This is a genomic window from Burkholderia sp. BCC0405, assembly GCF_902833075.1.
Classification (GTDB): Bacteria; Pseudomonadota; Gammaproteobacteria; order Burkholderiales; family Burkholderiaceae; genus Burkholderia.
On the sequence record NZ_CADFEO010000014.1, the window covers coordinates 35,329 to 58,024 of the forward strand.

The 22,696-nt window shown below is 66.2% G+C and carries 22 protein-coding genes; 12 read left to right on the forward strand and 10 right to left on the reverse strand.

Annotated elements, in window-relative coordinates; genetic code table 11:
* The 3 genes from HWX36_RS22870 to HWX36_RS22880 form a co-directional block, all read right to left on the reverse strand.
* Positions 1-972 (reverse strand): aldo/keto reductase, encoded by a 972-nt coding sequence (locus tag HWX36_RS22870; protein WP_175955002.1) that lies wholly within the window; start codon positions 970-972, stop codon positions 1-3.
* 26 nt (positions 973-998) lie between these two features.
* Positions 999-1,802, reverse strand: coding sequence for a glucose 1-dehydrogenase (locus HWX36_RS22875; protein ID WP_175955004.1), 804 nt, complete (start codon positions 1,800-1,802; stop codon positions 999-1,001).
* 64 nt (positions 1,803-1,866) lie between these two features.
* A complete protein-coding gene (locus HWX36_RS22880) occupies positions 1,867-2,325 on the reverse strand; it encodes a cupin domain-containing protein (protein ID WP_244136495.1) in 459 nt (152 codons plus the stop codon).
* A gap of 163 nt (positions 2,326-2,488) precedes the next feature.
* Between HWX36_RS22880 and HWX36_RS22885 the strand changes: the two genes are divergently transcribed.
* Positions 2,489-3,421, forward strand: coding sequence for a LysR family transcriptional regulator (locus HWX36_RS22885; protein ID WP_175955008.1), 933 nt, complete (start codon positions 2,489-2,491; stop codon positions 3,419-3,421).
* Positions 3,422-3,521: 100 nt separating this feature from the next.
* Positions 3,522-3,653 (forward strand): hypothetical protein, encoded by a 132-nt coding sequence (locus HWX36_RS37675; protein WP_279613394.1) that lies wholly within the window; start codon positions 3,522-3,524, stop codon positions 3,651-3,653.
* 43 nt (positions 3,654-3,696) lie between these two features.
* Here HWX36_RS37675 and HWX36_RS22890 read toward each other — a convergent pair whose 3' ends face one another.
* The 4 genes from HWX36_RS22890 to HWX36_RS22905 all read right to left on the reverse strand — a co-directional run bounded on the left by HWX36_RS22890 (position 3,697) and on the right by HWX36_RS22905 (position 6,991).
* A complete protein-coding gene (locus tag HWX36_RS22890; RefSeq protein WP_175955010.1) occupies positions 3,697-4,260 on the reverse strand; it encodes a Tautomerase enzyme in 564 nt (187 codons plus the stop codon).
* Between the two features lie 149 nt (positions 4,261-4,409).
* Positions 4,410-5,402 carry a helix-turn-helix domain-containing protein gene (locus tag HWX36_RS22895; RefSeq protein WP_175955012.1) on the reverse strand — a complete coding sequence of 331 codons (993 nt, stop codon included), beginning with the start codon at positions 5,400-5,402 and terminating at the stop codon, positions 4,410-4,412.
* Between the two features lie 162 nt (positions 5,403-5,564).
* Positions 5,565-5,840 (reverse strand): hypothetical protein, encoded by a 276-nt coding sequence (locus HWX36_RS22900; protein ID WP_175955014.1) that lies wholly within the window; start codon positions 5,838-5,840, stop codon positions 5,565-5,567.
* A 392-nt stretch (positions 5,841-6,232) separates the two neighbouring features.
* Entirely contained in the window at positions 6,233-6,991 is a 759-nt protein-coding gene (locus HWX36_RS22905) for a TIGR00730 family Rossman fold protein (RefSeq protein ID WP_175955016.1), read from the reverse strand.
* A gap of 1 nt (position 6,992) precedes the next feature.
* Between HWX36_RS22905 and polA the strand changes: the two genes are divergently transcribed.
* From polA to HWX36_RS22920, 3 genes are all read left to right on the forward strand, one after another.
* Positions 6,993-9,746: a DNA polymerase I gene (gene polA / locus HWX36_RS22910; protein WP_175955018.1), complete on the forward strand. Its 2,754-nt coding sequence runs from the start codon at positions 6,993-6,995 to the stop codon at positions 9,744-9,746.
* A 271-nt stretch (positions 9,747-10,017) separates the two neighbouring features.
* Positions 10,018-11,352 carry an NAD(P)/FAD-dependent oxidoreductase gene (locus tag HWX36_RS22915; RefSeq protein WP_175955020.1) on the forward strand — a complete coding sequence of 445 codons (1,335 nt, stop codon included), beginning with the start codon at positions 10,018-10,020 and terminating at the stop codon, positions 11,350-11,352.
* A gap of 412 nt (positions 11,353-11,764) precedes the next feature.
* Entirely contained in the window at positions 11,765-12,640 is an 876-nt protein-coding gene (locus HWX36_RS22920; protein WP_175955037.1) for a dienelactone hydrolase family protein, read from the forward strand.
* A 54-nt stretch (positions 12,641-12,694) separates the two neighbouring features.
* On the opposite strand, the gene HWX36_RS22925 is transcribed toward HWX36_RS22920, so the two are convergent.
* Positions 12,695-13,564, reverse strand: coding sequence for a sulfurtransferase (locus HWX36_RS22925; protein ID WP_175955039.1), 870 nt, complete (start codon positions 13,562-13,564; stop codon positions 12,695-12,697).
* A 117-nt stretch (positions 13,565-13,681) separates the two neighbouring features.
* Complete coding sequence (locus HWX36_RS22930; protein ID WP_175955041.1) at positions 13,682-14,788, reverse strand: aromatic ring-hydroxylating dioxygenase subunit alpha; 1,107 nt, start codon at positions 14,786-14,788, stop codon at positions 13,682-13,684.
* A 271-nt stretch (positions 14,789-15,059) separates the two neighbouring features.
* Here HWX36_RS22930 and HWX36_RS22935 point away from each other — a divergent pair, with 271 nt between their 5' ends.
* The 4 genes from HWX36_RS22935 (at position 15,060) to folE2 (ending at position 19,184) form a co-directional block, all read left to right on the forward strand.
* Complete coding sequence (locus HWX36_RS22935; RefSeq protein ID WP_027791079.1) at positions 15,060-15,353, forward strand: exodeoxyribonuclease VII small subunit; 294 nt, start codon at positions 15,060-15,062, stop codon at positions 15,351-15,353.
* Positions 15,350-16,234 carry a polyprenyl synthetase family protein gene (locus tag HWX36_RS22940; protein ID WP_175955043.1) on the forward strand — a complete coding sequence of 295 codons (885 nt, stop codon included), beginning with the start codon at positions 15,350-15,352 and terminating at the stop codon, positions 16,232-16,234. The genes HWX36_RS22935 and HWX36_RS22940 overlap by 4 nt, the downstream gene beginning before the upstream one ends.
* A gap of 81 nt (positions 16,235-16,315) precedes the next feature.
* Complete coding sequence (gene dxs, locus HWX36_RS22945; protein WP_175955045.1) at positions 16,316-18,220, forward strand: 1-deoxy-D-xylulose-5-phosphate synthase; 1,905 nt, start codon at positions 16,316-16,318, stop codon at positions 18,218-18,220.
* Between the two features lie 154 nt (positions 18,221-18,374).
* Positions 18,375-19,184 carry a GTP cyclohydrolase FolE2 gene (gene folE2, locus HWX36_RS22950; protein ID WP_175955047.1) on the forward strand — a complete coding sequence of 270 codons (810 nt, stop codon included), beginning with the start codon at positions 18,375-18,377 and terminating at the stop codon, positions 19,182-19,184.
* A 92-nt stretch (positions 19,185-19,276) separates the two neighbouring features.
* Here the strand turns inward: folE2 and tsaD are convergent, their stop codons facing one another.
* Positions 19,277-20,317: a tRNA (adenosine(37)-N6)-threonylcarbamoyltransferase complex transferase subunit TsaD gene (tsaD, locus tag HWX36_RS22955; protein ID WP_175955052.1), complete on the reverse strand. Its 1,041-nt coding sequence runs from the start codon at positions 20,315-20,317 to the stop codon at positions 19,277-19,279.
* Positions 20,318-20,447: 130 nt separating this feature from the next.
* Between tsaD and HWX36_RS22960 the strand changes: the two genes are divergently transcribed.
* The 3 genes from HWX36_RS22960 (at position 20,448) to HWX36_RS22970 (ending at position 22,642) form a co-directional block, all read left to right on the forward strand.
* Complete coding sequence (locus HWX36_RS22960) at positions 20,448-21,668, forward strand: NAD(P)/FAD-dependent oxidoreductase (RefSeq protein WP_175955054.1); 1,221 nt, start codon at positions 20,448-20,450, stop codon at positions 21,666-21,668.
* Between the two features lie 104 nt (positions 21,669-21,772).
* Positions 21,773-21,985 (forward strand): 30S ribosomal protein S21, encoded by a 213-nt coding sequence (gene rpsU, locus HWX36_RS22965; RefSeq protein WP_006479415.1) that lies wholly within the window; start codon positions 21,773-21,775, stop codon positions 21,983-21,985.
* A gap of 210 nt (positions 21,986-22,195) precedes the next feature.
* Complete coding sequence (locus HWX36_RS22970) at positions 22,196-22,642, forward strand: GatB/YqeY domain-containing protein (RefSeq protein WP_069251095.1); 447 nt, start codon at positions 22,196-22,198, stop codon at positions 22,640-22,642.
* Positions 22,643-22,696 lie beyond the last annotated feature (54 nt).

Sequence of the window (22,696 nt, forward strand, 5' to 3'; positions counted from 1 at the left end):
TCACCATTGGACCGTTTCGACGGTCCGGTCGAATGCGGCCTCGAGCAACGCGGTCTCGCGATCGTCGAGTCTCAGGTCGAGCGCCGCGAGTGCGTCGGTCGGGTGATGCGGTTTGGACAACCCGACGATCGGCGCGGTGATGCCTGGCCGGCTCAGCACCCATGCCAGGGCGATCCGCGCGGGCGGCAGCCCGCGCGCCTGCGCCACCTGCCGGACGGCATCGACGGTCGCCGCGACCGCGTCACGTCCGTCGTACCAGGACACCATTTGCCGGTCGGTTGCGGCCCGCGTCGTCGACGCGTCGCGCGAGCCGGCCAGCAGCCCGCGGCCGAGCGGGGACCACGGCGTGTAGGCAATCCCTTCCCCCATGCAGAGCGGCAGCATGTCGCGCTCGTCGTCGCGGCAGATCAGACTGTACTGGCTCTGCATCGAGACGAATCGGGCAAGTCCGTGATGCCGCTGGAACGCGAGCATCTTCATGAATTGCCACGCATGCATCGACGACGCGCCGAGATAGCGGACCTTGCCGCTCTTCACGATGGTATCGAGCGCATCAAGCGTTTCTTCGATCGGCGTGTCCGGATCGAACCGGTGGATCACGTAGAGATCGACGTAATCCGTCCCGAGGCGCTGCAGCGACGCATCGATGCTGGCGAGCAGATGCTTGCGCGACAGCCCGCGTGCGTTCGGCCCGTCGCCGGTCGGAAAGAACGCCTTGGTTGCGATCACCACATCATCGCGCGTCGCGAAATCGCGCAGCGCCCGCCCGAGAATGCGCTCGCTCTCGCCGCCCGAGTAGATGTCGGCCGTGTCGAAAAAATTCACGCCCGCATCGAGTGCCGTGCGAATGAAAGGGCGGGCTTCCTCCTCGGTCGCGACCCACGGACGCCACGACGGGTCGCCGTAGGTCATGCAGCCCAGGCATAGCCTCGACACCTTCAGCCCGGACCTTCCCAGCCTCACGTATTCCATCGGTTCCTCCTCCGTCCCGGCGCGGGTCAGCGCATGCCGCCGATCGTGTAGCCGCCGTCGACGAGGAGCGACTCTCCCGTCACGAAGCGCGCTTCGTCGCTGCAGAGCCAGACGGCCGCGTCGGCCACGTCTTCCGGCGTGCCGATCCGCCGTGCGGGCGTGAATGCGGCAAAGGGGCGGAACATCTCGTCGTCGCCGAAGCGGCGCGCCATCGGCGTGTCGATGATGCCGGGGTTCACGTTGTTGATCCGGACGCCGTGCGGGCCGCCTTCGAGTGCGACCGCGCGCACCAGTGCATCGAGGGCGCCCTTGCTGGCCGAATAGGTCGACGAGCCGGCAAGCGCGCCTTTCGCGAGCCACGACGACGTATTGACGATCGCACCGCCGCCGTGCGCGAGCATTGCCTCCATTTCGTATTTGATCGACAGCCACGTACCCTTGAGATTGGTGGCGATCACATGGTCGAAGTCGGCCTCGGTCTGTTCCACGATCGGGGCGAACGTGCCTTCCGTACCCGCATTGTTGAACGCGGCATGCAATGCGCCGTAGCGTCGGATCGTTGCGTCGACGAGCGCGCGCACGCCATCGGCGGATCCGACGTCGATGGCCATCGCGAAGGCTTCGCCACCGCGCTCGGTAATCGCGCGTACGGTTTCGTCGAGCGGCGCCGCGCGCCGTCCGGCGACGACGACATGGGCGCCTTCCCGCGCGAAGGCGAGCGCGGCCGCTCGGCCGATGCCGGTGCCGCCGCCGGTAACGAGCGCGACGCGTCCGTCGAGTCGGGGTCGCGTGGTGGCGGGAGATGATGACGAGCTTCGTGAGTCGGGCATGACGAGAGTGGCTCCATGTAAAGGGAAGCGAGCTGGCCGGCGGGCCGGCGCATGGTCGAGGTGCTTAGTCACGGCGGTCGGGCACCGTCAGGGGCGTGCCGGGCGCGCCGGCGTAGAACACGATCAGTTCGGCGCGCTCGTCGCCGGTTTCGCCGCGATGGGCGCCGTCGACCATTTCCGGCACCACGTCGCCGGGGCCGAGCGCCAGCCGCTTGCCGTCGCTGCGGCGCACGGCGGTGAGGTGGCCCGACAGCACGTAGCCGATGTTGATCGACGGATGCGTATGCCACGGCAATACCGCGTGCGGCGGAATCGTGTAGCGTACGACCGTGATCTCCGGTTGTCCTGACGGGTACGTGCGATACCGCGAGCCGTCCCACGCCTGCGTGGTTCGCAGCAGTACCGTCTCGGTCACGCGGCTGCCCGCGTCGGCTTCCTGTGCGGTTGCTCGCGGCGAACCAGCGACGATCAATGCGGCTGCGACGACGGTTCGCGCAACGGCTGAAAATGAGCGTGTGTTCATGGCGGTGGGCTGTCTGGCATCGGGTATCGAAGACAGCGCCATTGTGCGAAGCCGGGTGCCGCGCGAATAGCACCCGACCGGTTGAAACCGATTCAACCGGTCGGACAGGCGTTGCGTGCAATGGACGATTGCCCGGGTGTTCCGGGTTTGACGGGAGCTGCGAATGGATCGGTTGAAAGCGCTGACGGTATTCGTCCGTATCGCGGCCGCGGGCGGCATCAGCGCGGGCGCCCGCGAGCTGGGCATGACGCCGCAAGCGGCCAGCAAGCAGGTCGCAGCGCTGGAAGCGTTGTTGAGCGTACGGCTGCTCCTGCGCTCGACGCGCGGAATCGCGCTGACGCTCGAGGGTGAGCGCCTGCTTGCACAATGCCGCGGCGCTGTCGGGGAACTGGAGAGCGCGCTGCGCATGCTCGACGACGATCGGGCGCTCGCGGCCGGCACGATCCGTGTTGCGGCGCCGTATTCGCTGGCCCGGCGCTTCCTCGCGCCGCTGCTCGGCGAATTCTGCGACCGGCAGCCGGGCGTCACGGCAGAGCTTATCGTCAGCGACGACATGGCCGACATCGTCGAACAGCGGATCGACATTGCCGTGCGGACCGGCAATCTGCCCGACAGCGGGCTCGTGGCACGGCGCGTCACCGATCTTCAGTTGATCGTCTGCGCGGCGCCTGCGTATCTGCGTCGACACGGCGAGCCGCAGACGATAGACGCGTTGCGCGATCATCGTTGCACCGCATTCCTGTATCCGCGCACGGGCAAGCCGTTTCCGTGGGAATTCCTGGTTGATGGTCGTGTCGACACACGACAGATCGACCCGTTCCTCGCGACCAACGACATCGATGCGGAACTCGACACGGTGCTGAGCGGCGCCGCGATCGGCCAGTTCTTCGGCTATTCGGTTCACGCGCACATTCGCGAGGGGCGTCTCGTGCCGCTGCTGACCCGGCACGTGACCTGCCGTTACGGCCTCCATCTGTGCATGCCGCAGCGCATGCATCTGCCGCGGAGGAGCCGTTTGCTGATGGATTTCCTTGCCGACCGGCTTGGCGCGCATCCGGATCTTGCGCCGATTTCATTTGCGGAAGCGTCGGCATGACACGCGCCTGATCGCGGGCGAGCCTCCGGGCGGCCTTGCCGGCCGGGAGATTGCGCGTGGTCGCTTCGCGCTCGCGGATGTTCAAGCGCCCCGGCGGGCCATGGCTGTCCTCATGGCCGCGATCGGCGCGTTCGTCGTGCCGTGCGACGTCGTCACGGCCAACGCGCGCCCTGATGGCGAGCCGGGCCACGGCGCCGCGCCGCTGCGCGCCGCACATACCCGTACTCCCTGAAGCCGGGTTCGGGTGCCGGGAGGCGGCACGCGCTCGTCGAGCATCAGTACGCGGGCTCGGCGTCGCGAACGAGCGACAGTCCTTGATGCGTCTCGCGCATTGCGGCGAGCACGGCTTCGAGCACCGTGATCGCATCCATGCGCCGCTTGATCGCCAGCCGCCGTTCCCCGAGCGCCCGCAGCGTTGCGCCACCGAAATAGTCCATGATGTCCGGCAGGCGACGCACCGCACCGCGGCTACCCCAGCAGCCGTCATCGATTTCCGTTGGAAAGACCCACACGCGCGTGGCGACGGCGTCGACCGGCACACCTTCCGCGCGAGCGACGGCAGCGGTCACGTCCGCGATCAGCCCGGCGCGCGCGGCGTCCGTGTACTGACCTTCGGGCACGGTCGGCACGATCCGGTAGATCGGCGCAAGGGCGACAGCCCCGGCGCGATACACGGCCGCAGGGCGATGGACGAAGATCCAGGTCACGTCCCGCACGCGCGGATTGTCGGGATCGAGCCCCTCGTGACGGATCAGCGTATCGGTCAGCTCTTCCATCAGTCGTGCTTCGGCCTGCGGTGCGAGCGCACCTTCGGGAATGATGACGTCGATCATCGGCATGGCGGTGTCCTGGTTCGGTTCAGAGGGCGTCGCTCCGGAGCGGGACGACGTGAACCCAGTGTATGAACCCGATGCCGATACGCGCAGTGGCGAAACTGCCATTCAACGATGCTATTTCCGACATCGTGTTCGACGCCTGTTGCGCGCGACTATTGCCTAAAGCGACGGCGATACTCGCCGGGGGAGATGCCGGTCTCGCGCTTGAACAGTTGCCGAAAGCCGCTGATGTCCGCGTAGCCGACGCGCTCGCATACGGCATCGATCGCGAGCTTCGTTTCCGCGAGCAGCCGCTTCGCGACTTCGATCCTGAGCGTCTGCAGATACCTGAGCGGCGGCGCGCCCACCGCGTCCCGGAACCGGCGATGGAGCGTGCGTTCGCTCATCGCGACGTGATCGCTCAGCCGGGCGAGGCTGAAGGGTTCCCGCAAGTGCTTTTCCATCCAGCGCTGCGCGCGCGCGATGGCTGCATCGTCGTGCTCGCGATGGCTTGTCCGGTCGAGGTCGATGAACGAATCCTGCGACACGCGGTTCATGTCGATCAGCATGAGCCTGGCGACCGACGCGGCAAGGCGCGCATTCGCCAGCTTGTCGACGACTCGCAGCGCGAGATTCTGATAAGAGGTGATGGCGCCGCCGCAGAGTATGCCGTCCTGCTCGGTCAGGATGTCCGACGCACGCAGCGCCACGTCCGGGTAGCGCGCGCGGAAGCTCGATGTCTTCGACCAGTGCGTCGTGGCAACGCGGCCGTCGAGCAAGCCGGCCTCGGCGAGCAGGAATGCGCCGGTACAGTACGTCGCGATCAGCGTGCCGCGCGCGTGTTGCCGGCGCAGCGCGTCGAACAGCGGCGCGAGCGCGGCGGGGCGGTCGAGCAGCCGCTCGAGATCCGCGACGAATGGGCTCGTCAGCCAGATCGCGTCGGCGGGACTGCTGCCGTCGATCGCGCCGTCGACCGGGATGACCTGGCCGGAGGCGGCGCGCACCGGCCGTCCGCCGATCGATTCGACGCGCCAGCGAAACGGTGTGCGCGTGCGGCCCTGCGATGTCGTTGCAGCGAGATGATTGGCCGCCGTGAGGATGTCGGTCGGCGCGGCGACGCCGGATGCAAGGGCATGTTCGACAGCCCAGATTCGGATGAGCGGCATGATTGGCGGGATTGGCCTCGGGCAAGGGCAATGCTACCACCGGGCGCGGAGCGATTTTTCCAGCCGATGCCGCCGCCGACTCATGCGGCCGGCGGTTGAAAATCAAAAGGCCGCCCGGCGCCGAAGCGCACGGGCGGCCTTGCGTACGGCGAGCGGTGTCGCTCAGCACTCACCCTTCTTCGCGTGTCCCGGCGGGCAGTGATAGCCGTGATCGTCGTGACCGCGATGACGCTGATGGTCTTCCCACTCGCGGCGTTCCCAGTAGCGGTGGCCGTCCCAGTAGCGGTCGCCATGCCAGCCGACGATCACCGCGGGCGCGGGCGCGACGACGACCGGTGCGGGCGTGCCGATGTTGACGTCGACGTTGACGGCGTGGGCGAGGCCGGACAGCGAAAGGCCGAGGCCGGCGAAGGCAAGGGCGATCAGCGAGCGTTGCATGTTCTTTTTCCGTGATGTCGTTGTAAAGGGCCGGCGCGACGCGATGGAAGCGAGGGGGGATCGTTCCACCGGGGGAAACGCCGCACCGACACATGCAGTGTGCTGGCGCACGACGGAAAACGCGAGGCGGGTTTGTTACGGCGGATTGGCGGCTGGCAGGCGCGGAGTGCGGGTGACGGGCCGCATCATTTGACAATGGCGACCTGCGTGCGCGGATGATTGCGCGCGAGTCGCAGGGCACCGGCTGCGCGGATTTGACATTCGGCGGCGCGAGGCCACGAAGCGCGATTAATCGCGCGTTACAAAGTGACACGCGGCAGGTGGCGGAACCGCCACGCCTGCCGCGCGCGAGGGGGACGCCGGCCGTCGGGCCGGCGGTCGTCACGGATGGATTACAGGTAGAACATCCGGTCTTCTTCGGGGCGCGGCGGATGGCCGTCATCGTCCGAGCCTTCTTCCTCGCCGCTGTCCTCGTAGAACGCGAGCACTGCGTCGAGCACCTGGTCGGGATCGTCGATCACCTGCATCAGGTCCATGTCTTCCGGATTGATGAGGCCCATCGGGATCAGCTGGTCGCGGAACCACTGCAGCAGCCCCTTCCAGAACTCGCTGCCGACGAGGATGATCGGCACGAGGCGCGACTTCTTCGTCTGGATCAGCGTGAGCACTTCCGACAGCTCGTCGAGTGTGCCGAAACCGCCCGGCATCACGATCACCGCATCGGAGTTCTTCACGAACGTGACCTTGCGCGTGAAGAAGTGGCGGAAGCGCAGCGAGATGTCCTGGTAGTGGTTGCCGGCCTGCTCGTGCGGCAGCTCGATGTTCAGGCCGACCGACGGCGCTTTACCTGCGTGCGCGCCCTTGTTCGCGGCTTCCATGATGCCGGGGCCGCCGCCGGAGATCACGGCGAAGCCGGCGTCCGACAGCTTGCGCGCGATCTGCGTGGCGAGCTTGTAGTGCGGCGTATCGGGTTTGAGGCGGGCAGAACCGTAGATGCTGACAGCCGGGCGGATCTCCGACAGGTACTCGGTCGCCTCGATAAACTCTGCCATAATCGTGAACATCTGCCACGATGCGCGCGCCTTCTTGGCCGTCGCGCGTTCTTGATCTGCGAGCGAACGCAGACTCGGAATCACTTTTCTCTTGTTCATAATGCCTGAAGAACGAAATCTGGAAGGTAAGACCCTGCTATTGGTTGACGGTTCGAGCTATCTGTATCGGGCTTACCATGCGATGCCTGATTTGCGTGGCCCTGGCGGGGAGCCGACCGGAGCGCTCTACGGAATCATCAACATGCTGCGCCGTATGCGCAAGGAAGTCAGTGCAGAGTATAGCGCGTGCGTGTTCGATGCAAAGGGCAAGACGTTCCGCGACGACCTTTATGCCGACTATAAGGCAAACCGTCCGTCGATGCCGCCCGACCTCGCGTTGCAGGTCGAACCGATCCACGGCGCGGTGCGCGCGCTCGGCTGGCCGCTGCTGATGGTCGAGGGCGTCGAGGCCGACGACGTGATCGGCACGCTCGCGCGCGAAGCCGAGCGGCACGGGATGAACGTGATCGTGTCGACGGGCGACAAGGATCTCGCGCAGCTCGTCACCGACCACGTCACGCTCGTCAACACGATGACCAACGAGACGCTCGACCGCGAAGGCGTGATCGCGAAGTTCGGCGTGCCGCCCGAGCGCATCATCGACTACCTCGCACTGATCGGCGATACCGTCGACAACGTGCCGGGCGTCGAGAAGTGCGGGCCGAAGACGGCCGTGAAATGGCTGGCGCAGTACGACAGTCTCGACGGCGTGATCGAGCATGCGGGCGACATCAAGGGCGTGGTCGGCGACAACCTGCGCCGCGCGCTCGACTTCCTGCCGCTTGGCCGCAAGCTCGTGACCGTCGAGACGGCCTGCGATCTCGCGCCGCATCTCGAATCGATCGAAGCGTCGTTGAAGACCGACGGCGAAGCGCGCGACCTGTTGCGCGACATCTTCGCGCGCTACGGCTTCAAGACCTGGCTGCGTGAAGTCGACAGCGCGCCGGCGGAAGGCAGCGGCGCCGATGCGCCGGAAGGCGAGCCGGCGCCGGTGGTGGCGGCCGACATCGGCCGCGAATACGACACGATTCAGACCTGGGAGCAATTCGATGCGTGGTTCGCGAAGATCGATGCGGCCGCGCTGACTGCATTCGACACCGAGACGACCTCGCTCGATCCGATGCTCGCGCGGCTCGTCGGTCTGTCGTTCTCGGTCGAGCCGGGCAAGGCTGCGTACCTGCCGGTTGCACACCGCGGCCCCGACATGCCCGAGCAGCTTCCGCTCGATGAAGTGCTCGCGCGCCTGAAGCCGTGGCTCGAATCGGCCGACCGCAAGAAGGTCGGCCAGCACCTGAAGTACGACGCGCAGGTGCTCGCGAACTACGACATCGCGCTGAACGGCATCGAGCACGACACGCTGCTCGAATCCTACGTGGTCGAATCGCACCGCACGCACGACATGGACAGCCTTGCGCTGCGTCATCTGGGCGTCAAGACGATCAAGTATGAAGACGTGGCCGGCAAGGGCGCGAAGCAGATCGGTTTCGACGAAGTGGCGCTCGCGCAGGCCGCCGAATACGCGGCCGAGGATGCGGACATCACGTTGCAGCTGCATCACGCGCTGTATCCGCAGGTTGCGCGCGAACCAGGCCTCTTGCGCGTGTATCGCGAGATCGAGATGCCCGTGTCGCTCGTGCTGCGCAAGATGGAGCGCACGGGCGTGCTGATCGACGATGCGCTCTTGCAGGCGCAGAGCACCGAAATTGCGACGCGCCTGATCGAGCTCGAAGCGCAGGCGTACGAGCTGGCGGGCGGCGAATTCAATCTCGGCTCGCCGAAGCAGATCGGGCAGATTTTCTTCGAAAAGCTGCAGTTGCCGGTCGTGAAAAAGACGCCGAGCGGCGCGCCGTCGACCGACGAGGAAGTGCTGCAGAAGCTGGCGGAGGACTACCCGCTGCCGAAGCTGCTGCTCGAGCATCGCGGGCTGTCGAAGCTGAAATCGACCTATACCGACAAGCTGCCGCGCATGGTGAACCCTGCGACGGGCCGCGTGCACACGAACTACGCGCAGGCGGTCGCGGTCACGGGCCGCCTTGCGTCGAACGATCCGAATCTTCAGAACATTCCGGTGCGCACGGCCGAGGGCCGGCGGATCCGCGAAGCGTTCATCGCCTCGCCGGGCCACCGGATCGTGTCGGCCGATTATTCGCAGATCGAACTGCGGATCATGGCGCACATCTCGGGCGACGCGTCGCTGTTGCGCGCGTTCTCGCAGGGCGAGGACATCCACCGCGCGACGGCCGCCGAGGTGTTCGGCGTGACGCCGCTGGAGGTCAATTCCGACCAGCGCCGCATTGCGAAGGTGATCAACTTCGGGCTCATCTACGGGATGAGCGCGTTCGGGCTCGCGTCGAACCTCGGCATCACGCGCGATGCGGCGAAGCTCTATATCGACCGCTATTTCGCCCGCTACCCGGGCGTCGCGCAGTACATGGAAGACACGCGCGCGGTGGCGAAGGAGAAGGGCTACGTCGAAACCGTCTTTGGTCGCCGCCTGTGGCTGCCCGAGATCAACGGCGGCAACGGCCCGCGCCGCCAGGCGGCCGAGCGCGCGGCAATCAATGCGCCGATGCAGGGCACGGCGGCCGACCTGATCAAGCTGTCGATGATCGCGGTGGACGACTGGCTCACACGCGACAAGCTTGCATCGCGGATGATCATGCAGGTGCACGATGAACTGGTGCTCGAGGTACCCGACGGCGAACTGTCGCTGGTGCGCGAGAAACTGCCGGAAATGATGTGTGGCGTGGCGAAGCTGAAGGTGCCGCTGGTTGCCGAAGTGGGCGCCGGCGCGAATTGGGAAGAGGCACACTGACGCCCCGCCGCGCGGTTCCCGATTCCTGCGGCATATTGTTGCAGGGATGCTGAATATCGAGGTGGTTTGCTTGTGGTCAACGCACAAGCTCCCGGACAATGCATGTCATTGACGCGGGAGCATGCGCACCCCGCGTTCCGGGGTTGGAAACATCGAAGTGCTTCGAACTGCACATCGATGGTGTCCGAACCGGTTAATCCACCGGGTGGCGCGAATGCATCGCGTTTGCACTGTCCGGCGGCAGCAGTTTCGAATCGCAAAGGGGGAACAGATGCATCGGATCATCATCGTAGGCGGAGGCGCGGGCGGCCTTGAACTGGCGACGCGGCTCGGCGACCGTTACGGCGCGCGCGGCAACCGTCCCGCGCGTGCGCTTGTCACGCTCGTCGACCGCAATCCGACCCACATCTGGAAACCGCTGCTGCACGAGGTTGCGGCCGGCAGCATGGACCCGTTCACGCAGGAGCTCGAATATGCGGCGCAGGCGCGCTGGCATGGCTTCGAGTTCCAGCAGGGCGGGCTGACCGGGCTCGACCGCGCGGCGAAACGCATCACGCTCTCGCCGGTCAACGACAGCGACGGCGAGGAGCTGCTGCCGGCGCGCGAGCTGGAATACGACACGCTCGTGATCGCGATCGGCAGCACGACTCACTTCTTCGGCGTGCAGGGCGCGGCGGAAAATGCGATCGCGCTCGATACCGTCGGCGAGGCCGAGCGCTTCCGCAAGCGGCTGATCGCCGCGTGCATGCGCGCCGAGCACCAGGCGCCGGCGCCAGCCACGCCGGGCGAGGCGGCCGAGCCGCGCATCCAGGTCGCGATCGTCGGCGGCGGTGCGACTGGCGTCGAGCTGTCCGCCGAACTGCGCAACACCGCGCAGGTGTTGTCGGCCTACGGGCTGCACAAGCTCGACCCGCGGCACGACGTCGGCATCGTGCTGATCGAATCGGGGCCGCGGATCCTCCCGGCGTTGCCGGAGCGCGTGTCGTCGGCGACGGCCGAACTGCTCGAAAAGATCGGCGTGCGGCTGATGCTCGCCGAGCGCGTGACCGAGGTGGCGCCCGGGGCCGTCCATACGGCGAGCGGCAAGACGGTGCGTGCCGACCTGACGGTCTGGGCCGCGGGCATCAAGGCGCCGTCCGTGCTCGCCAATCTCGATGGCCTCCAGGTCAACAAGCTCGGCCAGCTCGACGTGCGCCGCACGCTGCAGACCTTCACCGACGACAACGTGTTCGCACTCGGCGATTGTGCGGCCTGTGCATGGCCCGGCAACGAACGCAACGTGCCGCCACGCGCGCAGGCTGCGCACCAGCAGGCGAGCTTCCTGTTGAAGGCAATCGGTTGCCGGCTCGACGGGCGCCCGCTGCCCGAATTCACCTATCGCGACCTGGGCTCCCTCGTGTCGCTCGGCCATTTCAGCGCGGTCGGCAACCTGATGGGCGGGCTGATCGGCGGCAACATGCTGATCGAAGGGCTGTTCGCACGCTTCATGTACATGTCGCTGTACCGGATGCACATCGCCGCGCTGCACGGCTATCCGCGCATGATGCTCGATACGGTCGCGCACTGGCTGCGGCGCACGACGCTGCCGCGCGTCAAGCTGCACTGAATGCGCGGCAAGCGCGGGAATCGGGCGGGGAGTGCGCACGTCGCGCGTCTTTTCCGCCCGTTGTTTCTTGCGGGCAGTCGGGCTGCCCTGCCTGCGCGTGACGGGCGATATCGGCCGCGCGTTTCTCGTTTCAATCGACAGGCTCCGATCGCGCAACGACGATCGACAAGCGGCTTGCTGCATCGCGATTCGACGGGCCGCCTGCGCGTTTCTGCGCTGCCGAATCAAAGCGTCGTAATCGAGTCTTACATATCCGACAGTTGACGCGACAACGGATTATTGGGCATCTTGTCCTGGTTTCCGTTTGCGGCGGGGTGCCAACCGCCGCGACATCCGCGCCGTGCGCCGGCGCGATGCCCCGTCATGCCGTGTCCGCGATCGCGACGGCGGCCCCCAATCGAGGAGTGCATTCATGTTGAAACCCGAAGTCGACAGCCTGGTTCCCCACGTTCCGTTCTCGCGCCGCAAGTTCGTGCAGGCCGCGCTGGGCGGTGCCTTCGCGGCGGCCGTGCTGCCCGTGTCGGCGCAGACGGTCACGACCGACAGCGAAGGGCTGGACGTCGACACCGTCGAGATCCGCTCGGGCGACGCGAGCGTGCCCGCGTATCGCGCGCAGCCGAAGGACAAGACGAACCTCCCGGTCGTCATCGTGATCCACGAGATCTTCGGCGTGCACGCGCACATCGCGGATGTCTGCCGCCGCTTCGCGAAGCTCGGTTATCTCGCGATCGCGCCCGACCTGTTCGCGCGGCAGGGCAACGCGGAGAAGTATTCGACGATCAAGGATCTGGTCGAGCACATCGTCAGCAAGGCGCCCGACCGGCAGGTTACCGAGGATCTCGATGCGACCGTCGCGTGGGCCGGCAAGAACGGCGGCGACCTGTCGCGTCTCGGCGTGGTCGGGTTCTGCTGGGGTGGTCGCCAGAGCTGGCTGTATGCGGAGCACAACCCGCACGTGCGTGCGGCCGTAGCGTGGTACGGGTTCGTGGAAGGCAAGACCGACGAAATGACACCGTTCAACCCGGTCGATCATGCATCGTTGCTGAAGGTGCCGGTGCTCGGGCTGTATGGCGAGAAGGATGCGAACATCACGCAGGCTTCGCTCGCGGACATGCGCAAGGCGATCCAGGCGAGCGATTCGAAGCTCGCGCGCGAATCGGAGATCGTCGTGTATCCGGATGCCGGTCACGCGTTCTTTGCCGATTACCGGCCGAGTTACGTGAAGGCCGATGCGGAGGAGAGCTGGAAGCGCGCGATCGCGTGGCTTCGCAAGTACGGTGTGATGTAAACGGCAAGCGGCGGCAGATGCCGCCGCTTCGTTGCGACTGCGCCGCGCCGATGCTTACGGTGTCGGGCCGGTTGCGATCGGCCGCGACGGGTCGGCGCTCCATTCGCTCCACGAGCCCGGATACAGCGACGCGCCGTGCAGGCCAGCAACCTCCAGCGCAAGCGCGTTGTGGCATGCGGTGACGCCGGAGCCGCATTGCAGGATCACGCGGTTCGGTTCGGTGCCCGCCAGCACGGCGGAAAACGCCTCGCGCAGTTCATGGCCGGTCTTGAAGCGGCCGTCGGCGGCCAGGTTGTCCTTGAAGAAGCGGTTGCGGGCGCCGGGGATGTGGCCGCCCACGCGATCGATCGTTTCGTTTTCGCCCCGGTAGCGATCGGGTGCGCGCGCATCGATCACGACACGCGTGGGTGTGTTCACGTTGGCGAGCACGGCAGCCGCGTCGACCGTCGATTCGAGCGGCGCGGCCGAGCGGAAATCGCCGGCAGCCGGATGCGGCGCGTCGGTTGCCAGCGGCTGGCCGGCTGCTTCCCAGGCCTGCAGGCCGCCATCGAGCACGGCAACCGAATCGTGGCCGAGCCAGCGCAGCAGCCACCACAGGCGCGCCGCATACGCGCCGCCTTGTGCGTCGTACGCGACGACCTGCTGGCCCTGCTTGAGGCCGCGGCTCGCGAGCAGCGTGGCGAGCGCGTCGCGGGTCGGCAGCGGATGGCGGCCGTTGGTGCCCGTCTTGCGGCCCGACAGGTCGCGGTCGAGATGGAGGTACTGGGCGCCGGGGATGTGGCCGGCCGCATACGCGGCTTCGCCGGCAGCGGGATCGACGAGATCGAAGCGGCAGTCGAACAGCGCGACGCTGCCGGGCGCCGCCGCCAGGCGCTCGGCGAGATTGGCGGCGGAGATGAGCGTGGTGTAGTGAGTGTGTGGCATGACGGCTCCCTGGAGTGCGAATGGCCTGACATTCCAAGTCTAAACAAAAAAAGACGGGCCGAAGCCCGTCTTTTCGTCTGCCGGATGCCGTGCGGCGTCAAGGCGCCGCACCGGCCGTCAGAGGTCGCCGAGGTGGCGGCGCAGGAACTCGTGGAAGTGCTGCATGCCGTCTTCCATCGGGCTCTGGTACGGGCCGACCTGCGACTCGCCGCGCGCCATCAGCGCACGGCGGCCTGCGTCCATCCGCATCGCGATCTCGTCGTCCTCGACGGCCGTTTCCATATAGGCGGCGCGTTCGGCCTCGACGAATTCGCGTTCGAACAGCGCGATTTCCTCGGGGTAATAGAACTCGACGATGTTGGTCGTCTTCTGCGGGCCCTGCGGAATCAGCCACGATACGACGAGCACGTGCGGATACCACTCGATCATGAGGCCCGGGTAGTAGACCATCCAGATCGCGCCGAACTCCGGCGGCACCCCGTTGCGGAACTTCAGCACCTGCTCGTGCCATTTCTGGTAAGTCGCGCTGCCCGGTTTCGCGAGGGCATTGTGCACGCCGACCGTCTGCACGCTGTACCAGTCGCCGAACTCCCACTTGAGGTCGTCGCACGACACGAAGCTGCCGAGGCCCGGGTGGAACGGGACGACGTGGTAATCCTCGAGGTAGACCTCGATGAACGTCTTCCAGTTGTAATCGCATTCGTGCACTTCGACGTGATCGAAGTGGTACTCGGAGAAGTCGAAGTGATGCTTCGTGCCGAGGTTGGCGAGATCGCGCGCGACGTTCCGGCCTTCGGCCTCGAACAGCAGCCCTTGCCAGTTCTGCAGCGGGCTCTTGCCGAGGTTCAGGCAAGGCTTGTCGGGGAAGTGCGGCGCGCCGAGCAACTGGCCTTCCAGATCGTACGTCCAGCGGTGCAGCGGGCACACGATGTTGTGCGTGTGGCCGCGCCCGTTGAGCATGATCGCCTGCCGGTGGCGGCAGACGTTCGACAGCAGTTCGATCTGGTTCGCCTGGTTGCGAACCAGTACGCGGCCTTCCTTCTCGGACGGCAGCGCAAAATAATCCCCCGCCTCGGGCACCATCAACTCGTGCCCGACGTAACGAGGTCCTTTCTTGAAGAGGGTTTCGATCTCGCGCTCGAGTAGCGCCTCATCGAAGTATGCAGTGACTGGAAGCTGGCTGTGAGCCGACTTCAACTGAAGCGCGTCGCTCAGATTGGACATTCCCACTCCCGGTGTTAGCGTGAAAGCAGTGAACAACCCAACCATCGAAAAATCGATTTAGGGAAACGGGGAATTATACCCGGTTCGCCTCGTAAGGCTAGGATTAAGTGCCTGATTTGTGTCAATTTTTTGTCGGGTGACAGTCGGAAGGCGCACAATGGGTTTCGAAGGTGGGGCCGGAATATGTACCCGGGTGCCCACGACGGCAGGTCGGAAAATTCTCTTTTGCCGTAGAATGTCCGACTTGTTTTGAAATTTGACACCCTCGTCCATGGCGAAAACCGCATCCCCAGGCGCCACGCCGCCCGGTAATGGCACCGAACCGTTGCCGGACAATTACGAGACGGCGCTCGCGGAACTCGAGACGCTGGTTGCCCGGATGGAAGGCGGCGCGTTGAGCCTCGAGGATTCACTGACGGCGTATCGCCGCGGTGCGACCCTCGTTGCGTTTTGCCAACAGCAGCTCGAGAAAGTGGAGCAGCAGGTTCGCGTGCTCGACGGCGCGACGCTGAAGCCGCTTTCGTCCGGAACGGCCGCCACGGACGGCGAAGACGACGATCTATGACATTCGAACAATGGATGCGGTCCGTGCTTGACCGTGTCGAGGACGCACTCAGCCTCTATTTGCCCGCTGAAACCGCGGTGCCGGAGAAACTCCACGAGGCGATGCGCTATGCGGTCCTCGGCGGCGGCAAACGCGTTCGCCCGCTGCTGTGCCATGCAGCAGGCGAGCTGACCGGCGCGACGGAAGCGGCGCGCAATGCGGCGGCGGCAGCGCTGGAGATGATCCACGTCTATTCGCTCGTGCATGACGACATGCCGTGCATGGACGACGACGCGCTGCGTCGCGGCAAGCCGACCGTGCACGTGCAGTACGACGAGCCGACCGCACTGCTCGTCGGCGACGCGCTGCAGTCGCAGGCGTTCGTTGCGCTGACCGACGCCGCTGCGCTGTCGCCGGCGCAGCAGGCCGCGCTGGTGCGCGAGCTGGCGCTGGCGAGCGGTTCGATCGGCATGGCCGGCGGGCAGGCGATCGACCTGGCGAGCGTCGGCCTCAAGCTGACGCGCGAGCAGCTCGAGACGATGCACCGGATGAAGACGGGCGCACTGCTGCGCGCGGCCGTGCGGATGGGCGCGCTGGCCGGCGAGACGCCGTCCGCGGAAACGATGGCTGCGCTCGATGTGTACGCGGGGGCCGTAGGTCTGGCCTTCCAGGTCGTCGACGACATTCTCGACGTTACGACCGACTCGGCGACGCTCGGCAAGACGGCCGGCAAGGATGCGGCGAACGACAAGCCGACCTATGTATCGATCCTCGGCCTCGAGGCGTCGCGCGAGCTCGCAGCGCAACTGCGCGCCGAAGCGCACGATGCGCTGAAACCGTTCGGCGCACGCGCACAGCGTCTCGCCGAACTTGCCGACCTGGTAGTGAACCGGGTCAGCTGACGCGAAAGCCCGCCGCCGCGCACATGCTACGGTGCGTGCAACAGAATGCGGGCGCGTTTGATTTCCTACAATGGAACGACGATGTACGACTTGCTGAAAACCATCGACGACCCGGCGGATTTGCGCCGCCTCGATCGTCGCCAACTTCAACCGCTCGCGGATGAACTGCGCGCGTTCGTGCTCGACAGCGTGTCGAAGACGGGCGGCCATTTGTCGTCCAACCTCGGGACGGTCGAGCTGACGATCGCGTTGCACTACGTGTTCAACACGCCGAACGATCGGATCGTCTGGGACGTGGGCCACCAGACCTACCCGCACAAGATCCTGACGGGCCGCCGCGACCAGATGCATTCGCTGCGCCAGCAGGACGGCATCTCGGGCTTCCCGCGTCGCAGCGAATCCGAATACGACACGTTCGGCACCGCGCACTCGAGCACGTCGATCTCGGCCGCGCTCGGCATGGCGATCGGCAGTCAGCTGAACGGCGACGACCGCTTCTCGATCGCCGTGATCGGCGACGGCGCGATGACGGCCGGCATGGCGTTCGAGGCGATGAACAACGCGGGCGTGTCGGAAGATGCGAAAGTGCTCGTGATCCTGAACGACAACGACATGTCGATCTCGCCGCCGGTCGGCGCGCTGAATCGCCATCTCGCACGCCTGATGTCGGGCCGCTTCTATGCAGCTGCGCGCGCGGGCGTCGAGCGCGTGCTGAGCGTTGCACCGCCGGTGCTGGAACTCGCGCGCAAGCTCGAGGAGCACGCGAAGGGCATGGTCGTGCCGGCCACGCTGTTCGAAGAGTTCGGCTTCAACTACATCGGCCCGATCGACGGTCACGATCTCGATTCGCTGATCCCGACGCTGCAGAACATCCGCGAACTGCGCGGTCCGCAGTTCCTGCATGTGGTGACGAAGAAAGGCCAGGGCTACAAGCTCGCCGAAGCCGATCCCGTGCTCTATCACGGCCCGGGCAAGTTCAACCCGGCCGAAGGCATCAAGCCGTCGGCCGCGCCCGCGAAGAAGACGTATACGCAGGTGTTCGGCGAGTGGCTGTGCGATGAAGCCGAGCGCGATACGCGCGTCGTCGGCATCACGCCCGCGATGCGCGAAGGCTCGGGCATGGTCGAGTTCGAAAAGCGCTTCAAGGAGCGCTACTACGACGTCGGCATCGCCGAGCAGCACGCGGTGACGTTCGCGGGCGGCCTCGCAACCGAAGGGCTGAAGCCGGTCGTCGCGATCTACTCGACGTTCCTGCAGCGTGCGTACGACCAGCTGATCCACGACGTCGCGCTGCAGAACCTGCCGGTCGTGTTCGCGATCGACCGCGCGGGCCTCGTCGGCGCGGACGGCGCGACGCACGCGGGCGCGTACGATCTCGCGTTCATGCGCTGCATCCCGAACATGACGATCATGGCTGCGTCCGACGAGAACGAATGCCGCCAGATGCTGCACACGGCGCTGCAGCAGCCGAACCCGACCGCGGTGCGCTATCCGCGCGGCGCGGGCACGGGCGTGGCGACGGTGAAGGAATTCACCGAGATCCCGCTCGGCAAGGGTGAAGTGCGTCGCCGCACGTCGCAGCCGGAAGGCAAGCGCGTCGCAATCCTCGCGTTCGGCACGATGGTCGCACCGTCGCTCGCCGCGGCCGAGGAGCTCGATGCAACTGTCGCGAACATGCGCTTCGTGAAGCCGCTCGATGGGGCGCTCGTGCGTGAGCTCGCCGAGACGCACGATTACCTCGTCACGGTCGAGGAAGGCTGCGTGATGGGCGGCGCGGGCTCGGCCTGCGTGGAAGCCCTGATGGAGAGTGGGGTTATCCGACCCGTACTACAATTGGGCCTCCCTGACCTGTTCATCGATCACGGCGACCCCGCGAAGCTGCTGTCGCAATGCGGCCTCGACGGCGCGGGTATCGCGAAATCGATTCGCGAACGCTTTCTGAACCCGGCGGCCGACGTCGCCGGGCAGGCGAAGCGCGTCGCATAAGCTGGCGCCGCCTGCGGGCGGCGCCGGTGCGACTGGCGCAACCGGTCTTCATTGATGCGGAAAACATGGGCCTGCGGGCCCATGTTGCTTTTCCGGCTGCCGCATGACGCGGCGTGCGCGTCGTCGAACGCGCGGCTTACAAGGATTGAACAAGATGAACCAGATGAATCCCGCCTTCGTGATGCCCGACGTGCAGAGCACGGTGGATACCCGCCAGATTCCGATTCAGCGCGTGGGCGTGAAGGCGGTCCGGCATCCGTTGACGGTGTGTGCCGAAAGCGGCGACGTGCAGCCGACCGTCGGTGTCTGGAACCTCGATGTCCGCCTGCCTGCCGACCAGAAGGGCACGCACATGTCGCGCTTCGTCGCGCTGCTCGAAGAGAATCGTGCGCCGCTCACGGTCGAGCGTTTCCGCGCGATGCTCGCGTCGATGCTCGAGAAGCTGGAAGCCGAGGCCGGCCGCATCGAAGTCACGTTTCCGTACTTCGTGAACAAGACGGCGCCGGTGTCGGGCGTGCAGAGCCTGCTCGATTATGAAGTGACGCTCGCGGGCGAAAGCCGCAACGGCGATACGCGCCTGTTCCTGAAGGTGCTCGTGCCCGTGACGAGCCTCTGCCCGTGCTCGAAGAAGATCTCGCAGTACGGCGCGCACAACCAGCGTTCGCACGTGACGATCGATGCGGAGCTCGCGGCCGACCTGCCGGTCGAGGCGCTGATCCGCATTGCGGAGGAAGAGGCGTCGTGCGAGCTGTGGGGCCTGCTGAAGCGTCCGGACGAGAAGTTCGTCACCGAGCGTGCCTACGAGAATCCGAAGTTCGTCGAGGATCTCGTGCGTGACGTCGCGCAGCGTCTCGACGCGGACGAGCGTGTGGCGGCATACGTGCTCGAAGCCGAGAACTTCGAGTCGATCCACAATCACAGCGCGTATGCGCTGATCGAACGCGACAAGCGGCAGGCTGCATAACGCCGCGGCGTTTTGTCGCGCTGATGGAGAAAGGCCGCTCGAATGAGCGGCCTTCTTGTTTGCCGGTGCGACGTTGCGTCGCGTCGCATGGCTCAGCGCGCGAGCGATGCGAGATCCCAGCGCGGCTTCACCGTGAATGCGTAGTCGGCATTCGCCTGCTCGGGCCAGCGGCCGAGCCGCAATGCGCCCGCAAGTGCGATCATCGCGCCGTTGTCGGTGCAGAGCGCGAGATCGGGGTAGTGTACGTCGAAGCCGCGCTTGGCCGCGGCGGCCGACAGCGCAGCGCGCAACTGACGGTTCGCGCCGACACCGCCCGCGACCACGAGGCGCTTGAGCTTCGTCTTCTTCAGTGCGGCGAGCGACTTGGCGACGAGCACGTCGACGGCCGCGTCGACGAAGCCGCGCGCAAGGTCGGCCTTCGCGCGCTCGAGTGCTTCGCCCTCGAGCTTCGCCGCTTCGAACTTCTTCATCTGCGTGAGCACGGCCGTCTTCAGGCCGCTGAAGCTGAAGTCGAGGTCGCCCGAGTGCAGCATCGGGCGCGGCAGCACGACCGCACCCGGCGTGCCGGTCTCGGCGAGCTTCGACACTTCCGGGCCGCCCGGGTAGCCGAGGCCGATCAGCTTGGCCGTCTTATCGAATGCTTCGCCGGCCGCGTCGTCGAGCGTTTCGCCGAGCGTTTCATACACGCCGACGTCGGTCACGCGCATCAATTGCGTATGGCCGCCGGACACCAGCAGCGCCACGAACGGGAAGGGCGGCGGCTCGGCGACGAGCAGCGGCGACAACAGGTGGCCTTCGAGGTGATGGATGCCGACGGTCGGCTTGTTCCAGGCGAGCGCGAGCGCATTCGCGATGCTCGCGCCGACCAGCAGCGCGCCGGCGAGGCCGGGGCCCTGCGTGAATGCGATCGCGTCGATGTCGTCTCGGCGCGTGCCGCTTTGCGCCATCACTTCCTCGAGCAACGGCAGCGCGCGGCGGATGTGGTCGCGCGACGCGAGCTCGGGCACGACGCCGCCGTATTCGCGGTGCATGGCGATCTGCGAGTGGAGCGCGTGCGCGAGCAGGCCGCGCTGCGTGTCGTAGAGCGCGAGGCCGGTTTCGTCACAGGAGCTTTCGATGCCGAGAACGAGCATGGGTACGGGCAGGGCGCGCCGTATCGGGCACGCCGCGGGAAGGTCGACGTAACCGGAAAGTATAGCAGGCGAAGGCCGGCCGCCGCTGGCCGCGGTCCGGGTCCGATGCCGGGCGGGTACAATTCGCGCCATGGAAACTTATGACATCGCCGTGATCGGCGCGGGCGCCGCCGGGATGATGAGCGCCGCGGTCGCCGGGCAGCTCGGCCGCCGCGTCGTGCTGATCGATCACGCGCCGCGGCTCGCCGAGAAGATCCGCATTTCGGGCGGCGGCCGCTGCAACTTCACGAACCTGTATGCCGGCCCCGACAACTACCTGTCGTCGAATCCCCATTTCGCGCGCTCGGCGCTGGCGCGCTATACGCCGCGCGACTTCCTCGGGCTGCTCAAGCGCCATCATGTGACCTGGCACGAAAAGCACAAGGGCCAGCTCTTTTGCGACCATGGCAGCGACGCGATCATCGACATGCTGAAGCACGAGTGCGATTCGGGCGGCGTCGCGTGGCGCCGGCCCGTCGTCGTCGACGCGGTGCGCCACGCGCCGGCCGACGGCTTCACGCTCGACACGCAGCAGGCGGGGACGATCGGTGCGCGCGCGCTGATCATCGCGACCGGCGGCCTGTCGATCCCGAAGATCGGCGCAACCGACTTCGGTTACCGGCTCGCCAAGCAGTTCGGTCACAAGCTCATCGATACGCGGCCCGCGCTCGTGCCGCTGACGTTCGCGCAGCAGGACTGGGAGCCGTTCGCGGCGTTGTCCGGCGTATCGCTCGAAGTGCGCGTATCGACCGGCGACAAGAAACGCGGCGGCGAATTCGTCGAGGATCTGCTGCTGACCCATCGCGGCCTGTCCGGGCCCGGGATCCTGCAGATCTCGAGTTACTGGCAGCCTGGCGACCCGATCCGCGTCGATCTGTTGCCGCAGCGCGACACGGTCGCCGACCTGCTCGACGCGAAGCGCACGTCAAGGCGCCAGATCGGTTCGCTGCTCGCGGACTGGGTGCCGTCGCGTCTCGCGCATGCGTGGCTCGACACGCATCGCGTCGCGGCCGACGCGCGGCTCGCGGACCTGCCCGACAAGACGCTGCGCCAGATCGGCGATGCGCTGTCCGGCTGGACGCTGACGCCGAACGGCACCGAGGGCTACAAGAAGGCCGAAGTGACGAAAGGTGGGGTTGATACGCGTGACCTGTCGTCGGCGACGATGATGAGCGCGCGCGTGCCGGGACTGTTCTTCGTCGGCGAGGCGGTGGACGTGACGGGCTGGCTCGGCGGCTACAACTTCCAGTGGGCGTGGGCGTCCGGCACGGCGGCCGGACGGGCCGCGGCAGAGTATTCGCGCGGCACCTGACGGGCCGGAGACGCCGTTTTGGCGGGACCAGGCCCCGTGCCTTTAGACAATCGCTCTGCTATACTCGGTAGTCTTTCCCTGCAAACCTTTATTCGTGTCGGATCATGACGATCATTCGCGTTAAAGAGAACGAGCCGTTCGAAGTTGCAATGCGTCGCTTCAAGCGCACGATCGAGAAGAATGGTCTGCTGACCGAACTTCGCGCGCGCGAGTTTTACGAGAAGCCGACCGCGGAGCGCAAGCGCAAGAAGGCTGCTGCGGTGAAGCGTCATTACAAGCGTATCCGCAGCCAGACACTGCCGAAGAAGTTGTACTGAACGATTGGGCGCCGCGCGGTTCGCTGAGCGGCGCACCGGCGACTCCGGGCGATCGGGCGATCGCGAAAGATCGCGCCTAATCGTGCGACCGATCAGGCGAGCCGCCGATGCCGGATTCGAGCAACCCGCTTGAGACACTGTCCCAAGCGGGTTTTTGTGTTGACGCCCTTTTGGCGGGCGTCGGATTCACGTTTCCTTCCCGGGTGAAAGATGAGTTTGAAAGAGCAGATCAGCGAAGACATGAAGGCCGCGATGCGCGCGAAGGAAAGCGAGCGCCTGGCAACGATTCGTTTGCTGATGGCCGCGATCAAGCAGCGCGAAGTCGACGATCAGATTACCCTCGACGACGCGGGCATCACGGCCGTGATCGACAAGATGATCAAGCAGCGCAAGGATTCGATCAGCCAGTTCCAGGCAGCCGGCCGTGACGACCTCGTCGCGAAGGAGCAGGCCGAACTGGTCGTGCTGAGCGGCTACATGCCCGAGCAGCTGTCGGAGGCCGAGGTGGCCGCCGAAGTCCAGGCAGCTGTCGCGCAGACGGGCGCGGCCGGCCCGCAGGACATGGGCAAGGTGATGGGCGTCCTGAAGGGCAAGCTCGCCGGCCGTGCCGACATGACGGCCATTTCCGCGCTGGTCAAGGCCGCGCTCACGAAGTAACACCTGCTTCCCCGGCGCGCAGTGCGTGCGCCGGGGTGTCGTATTGTCTTTTTT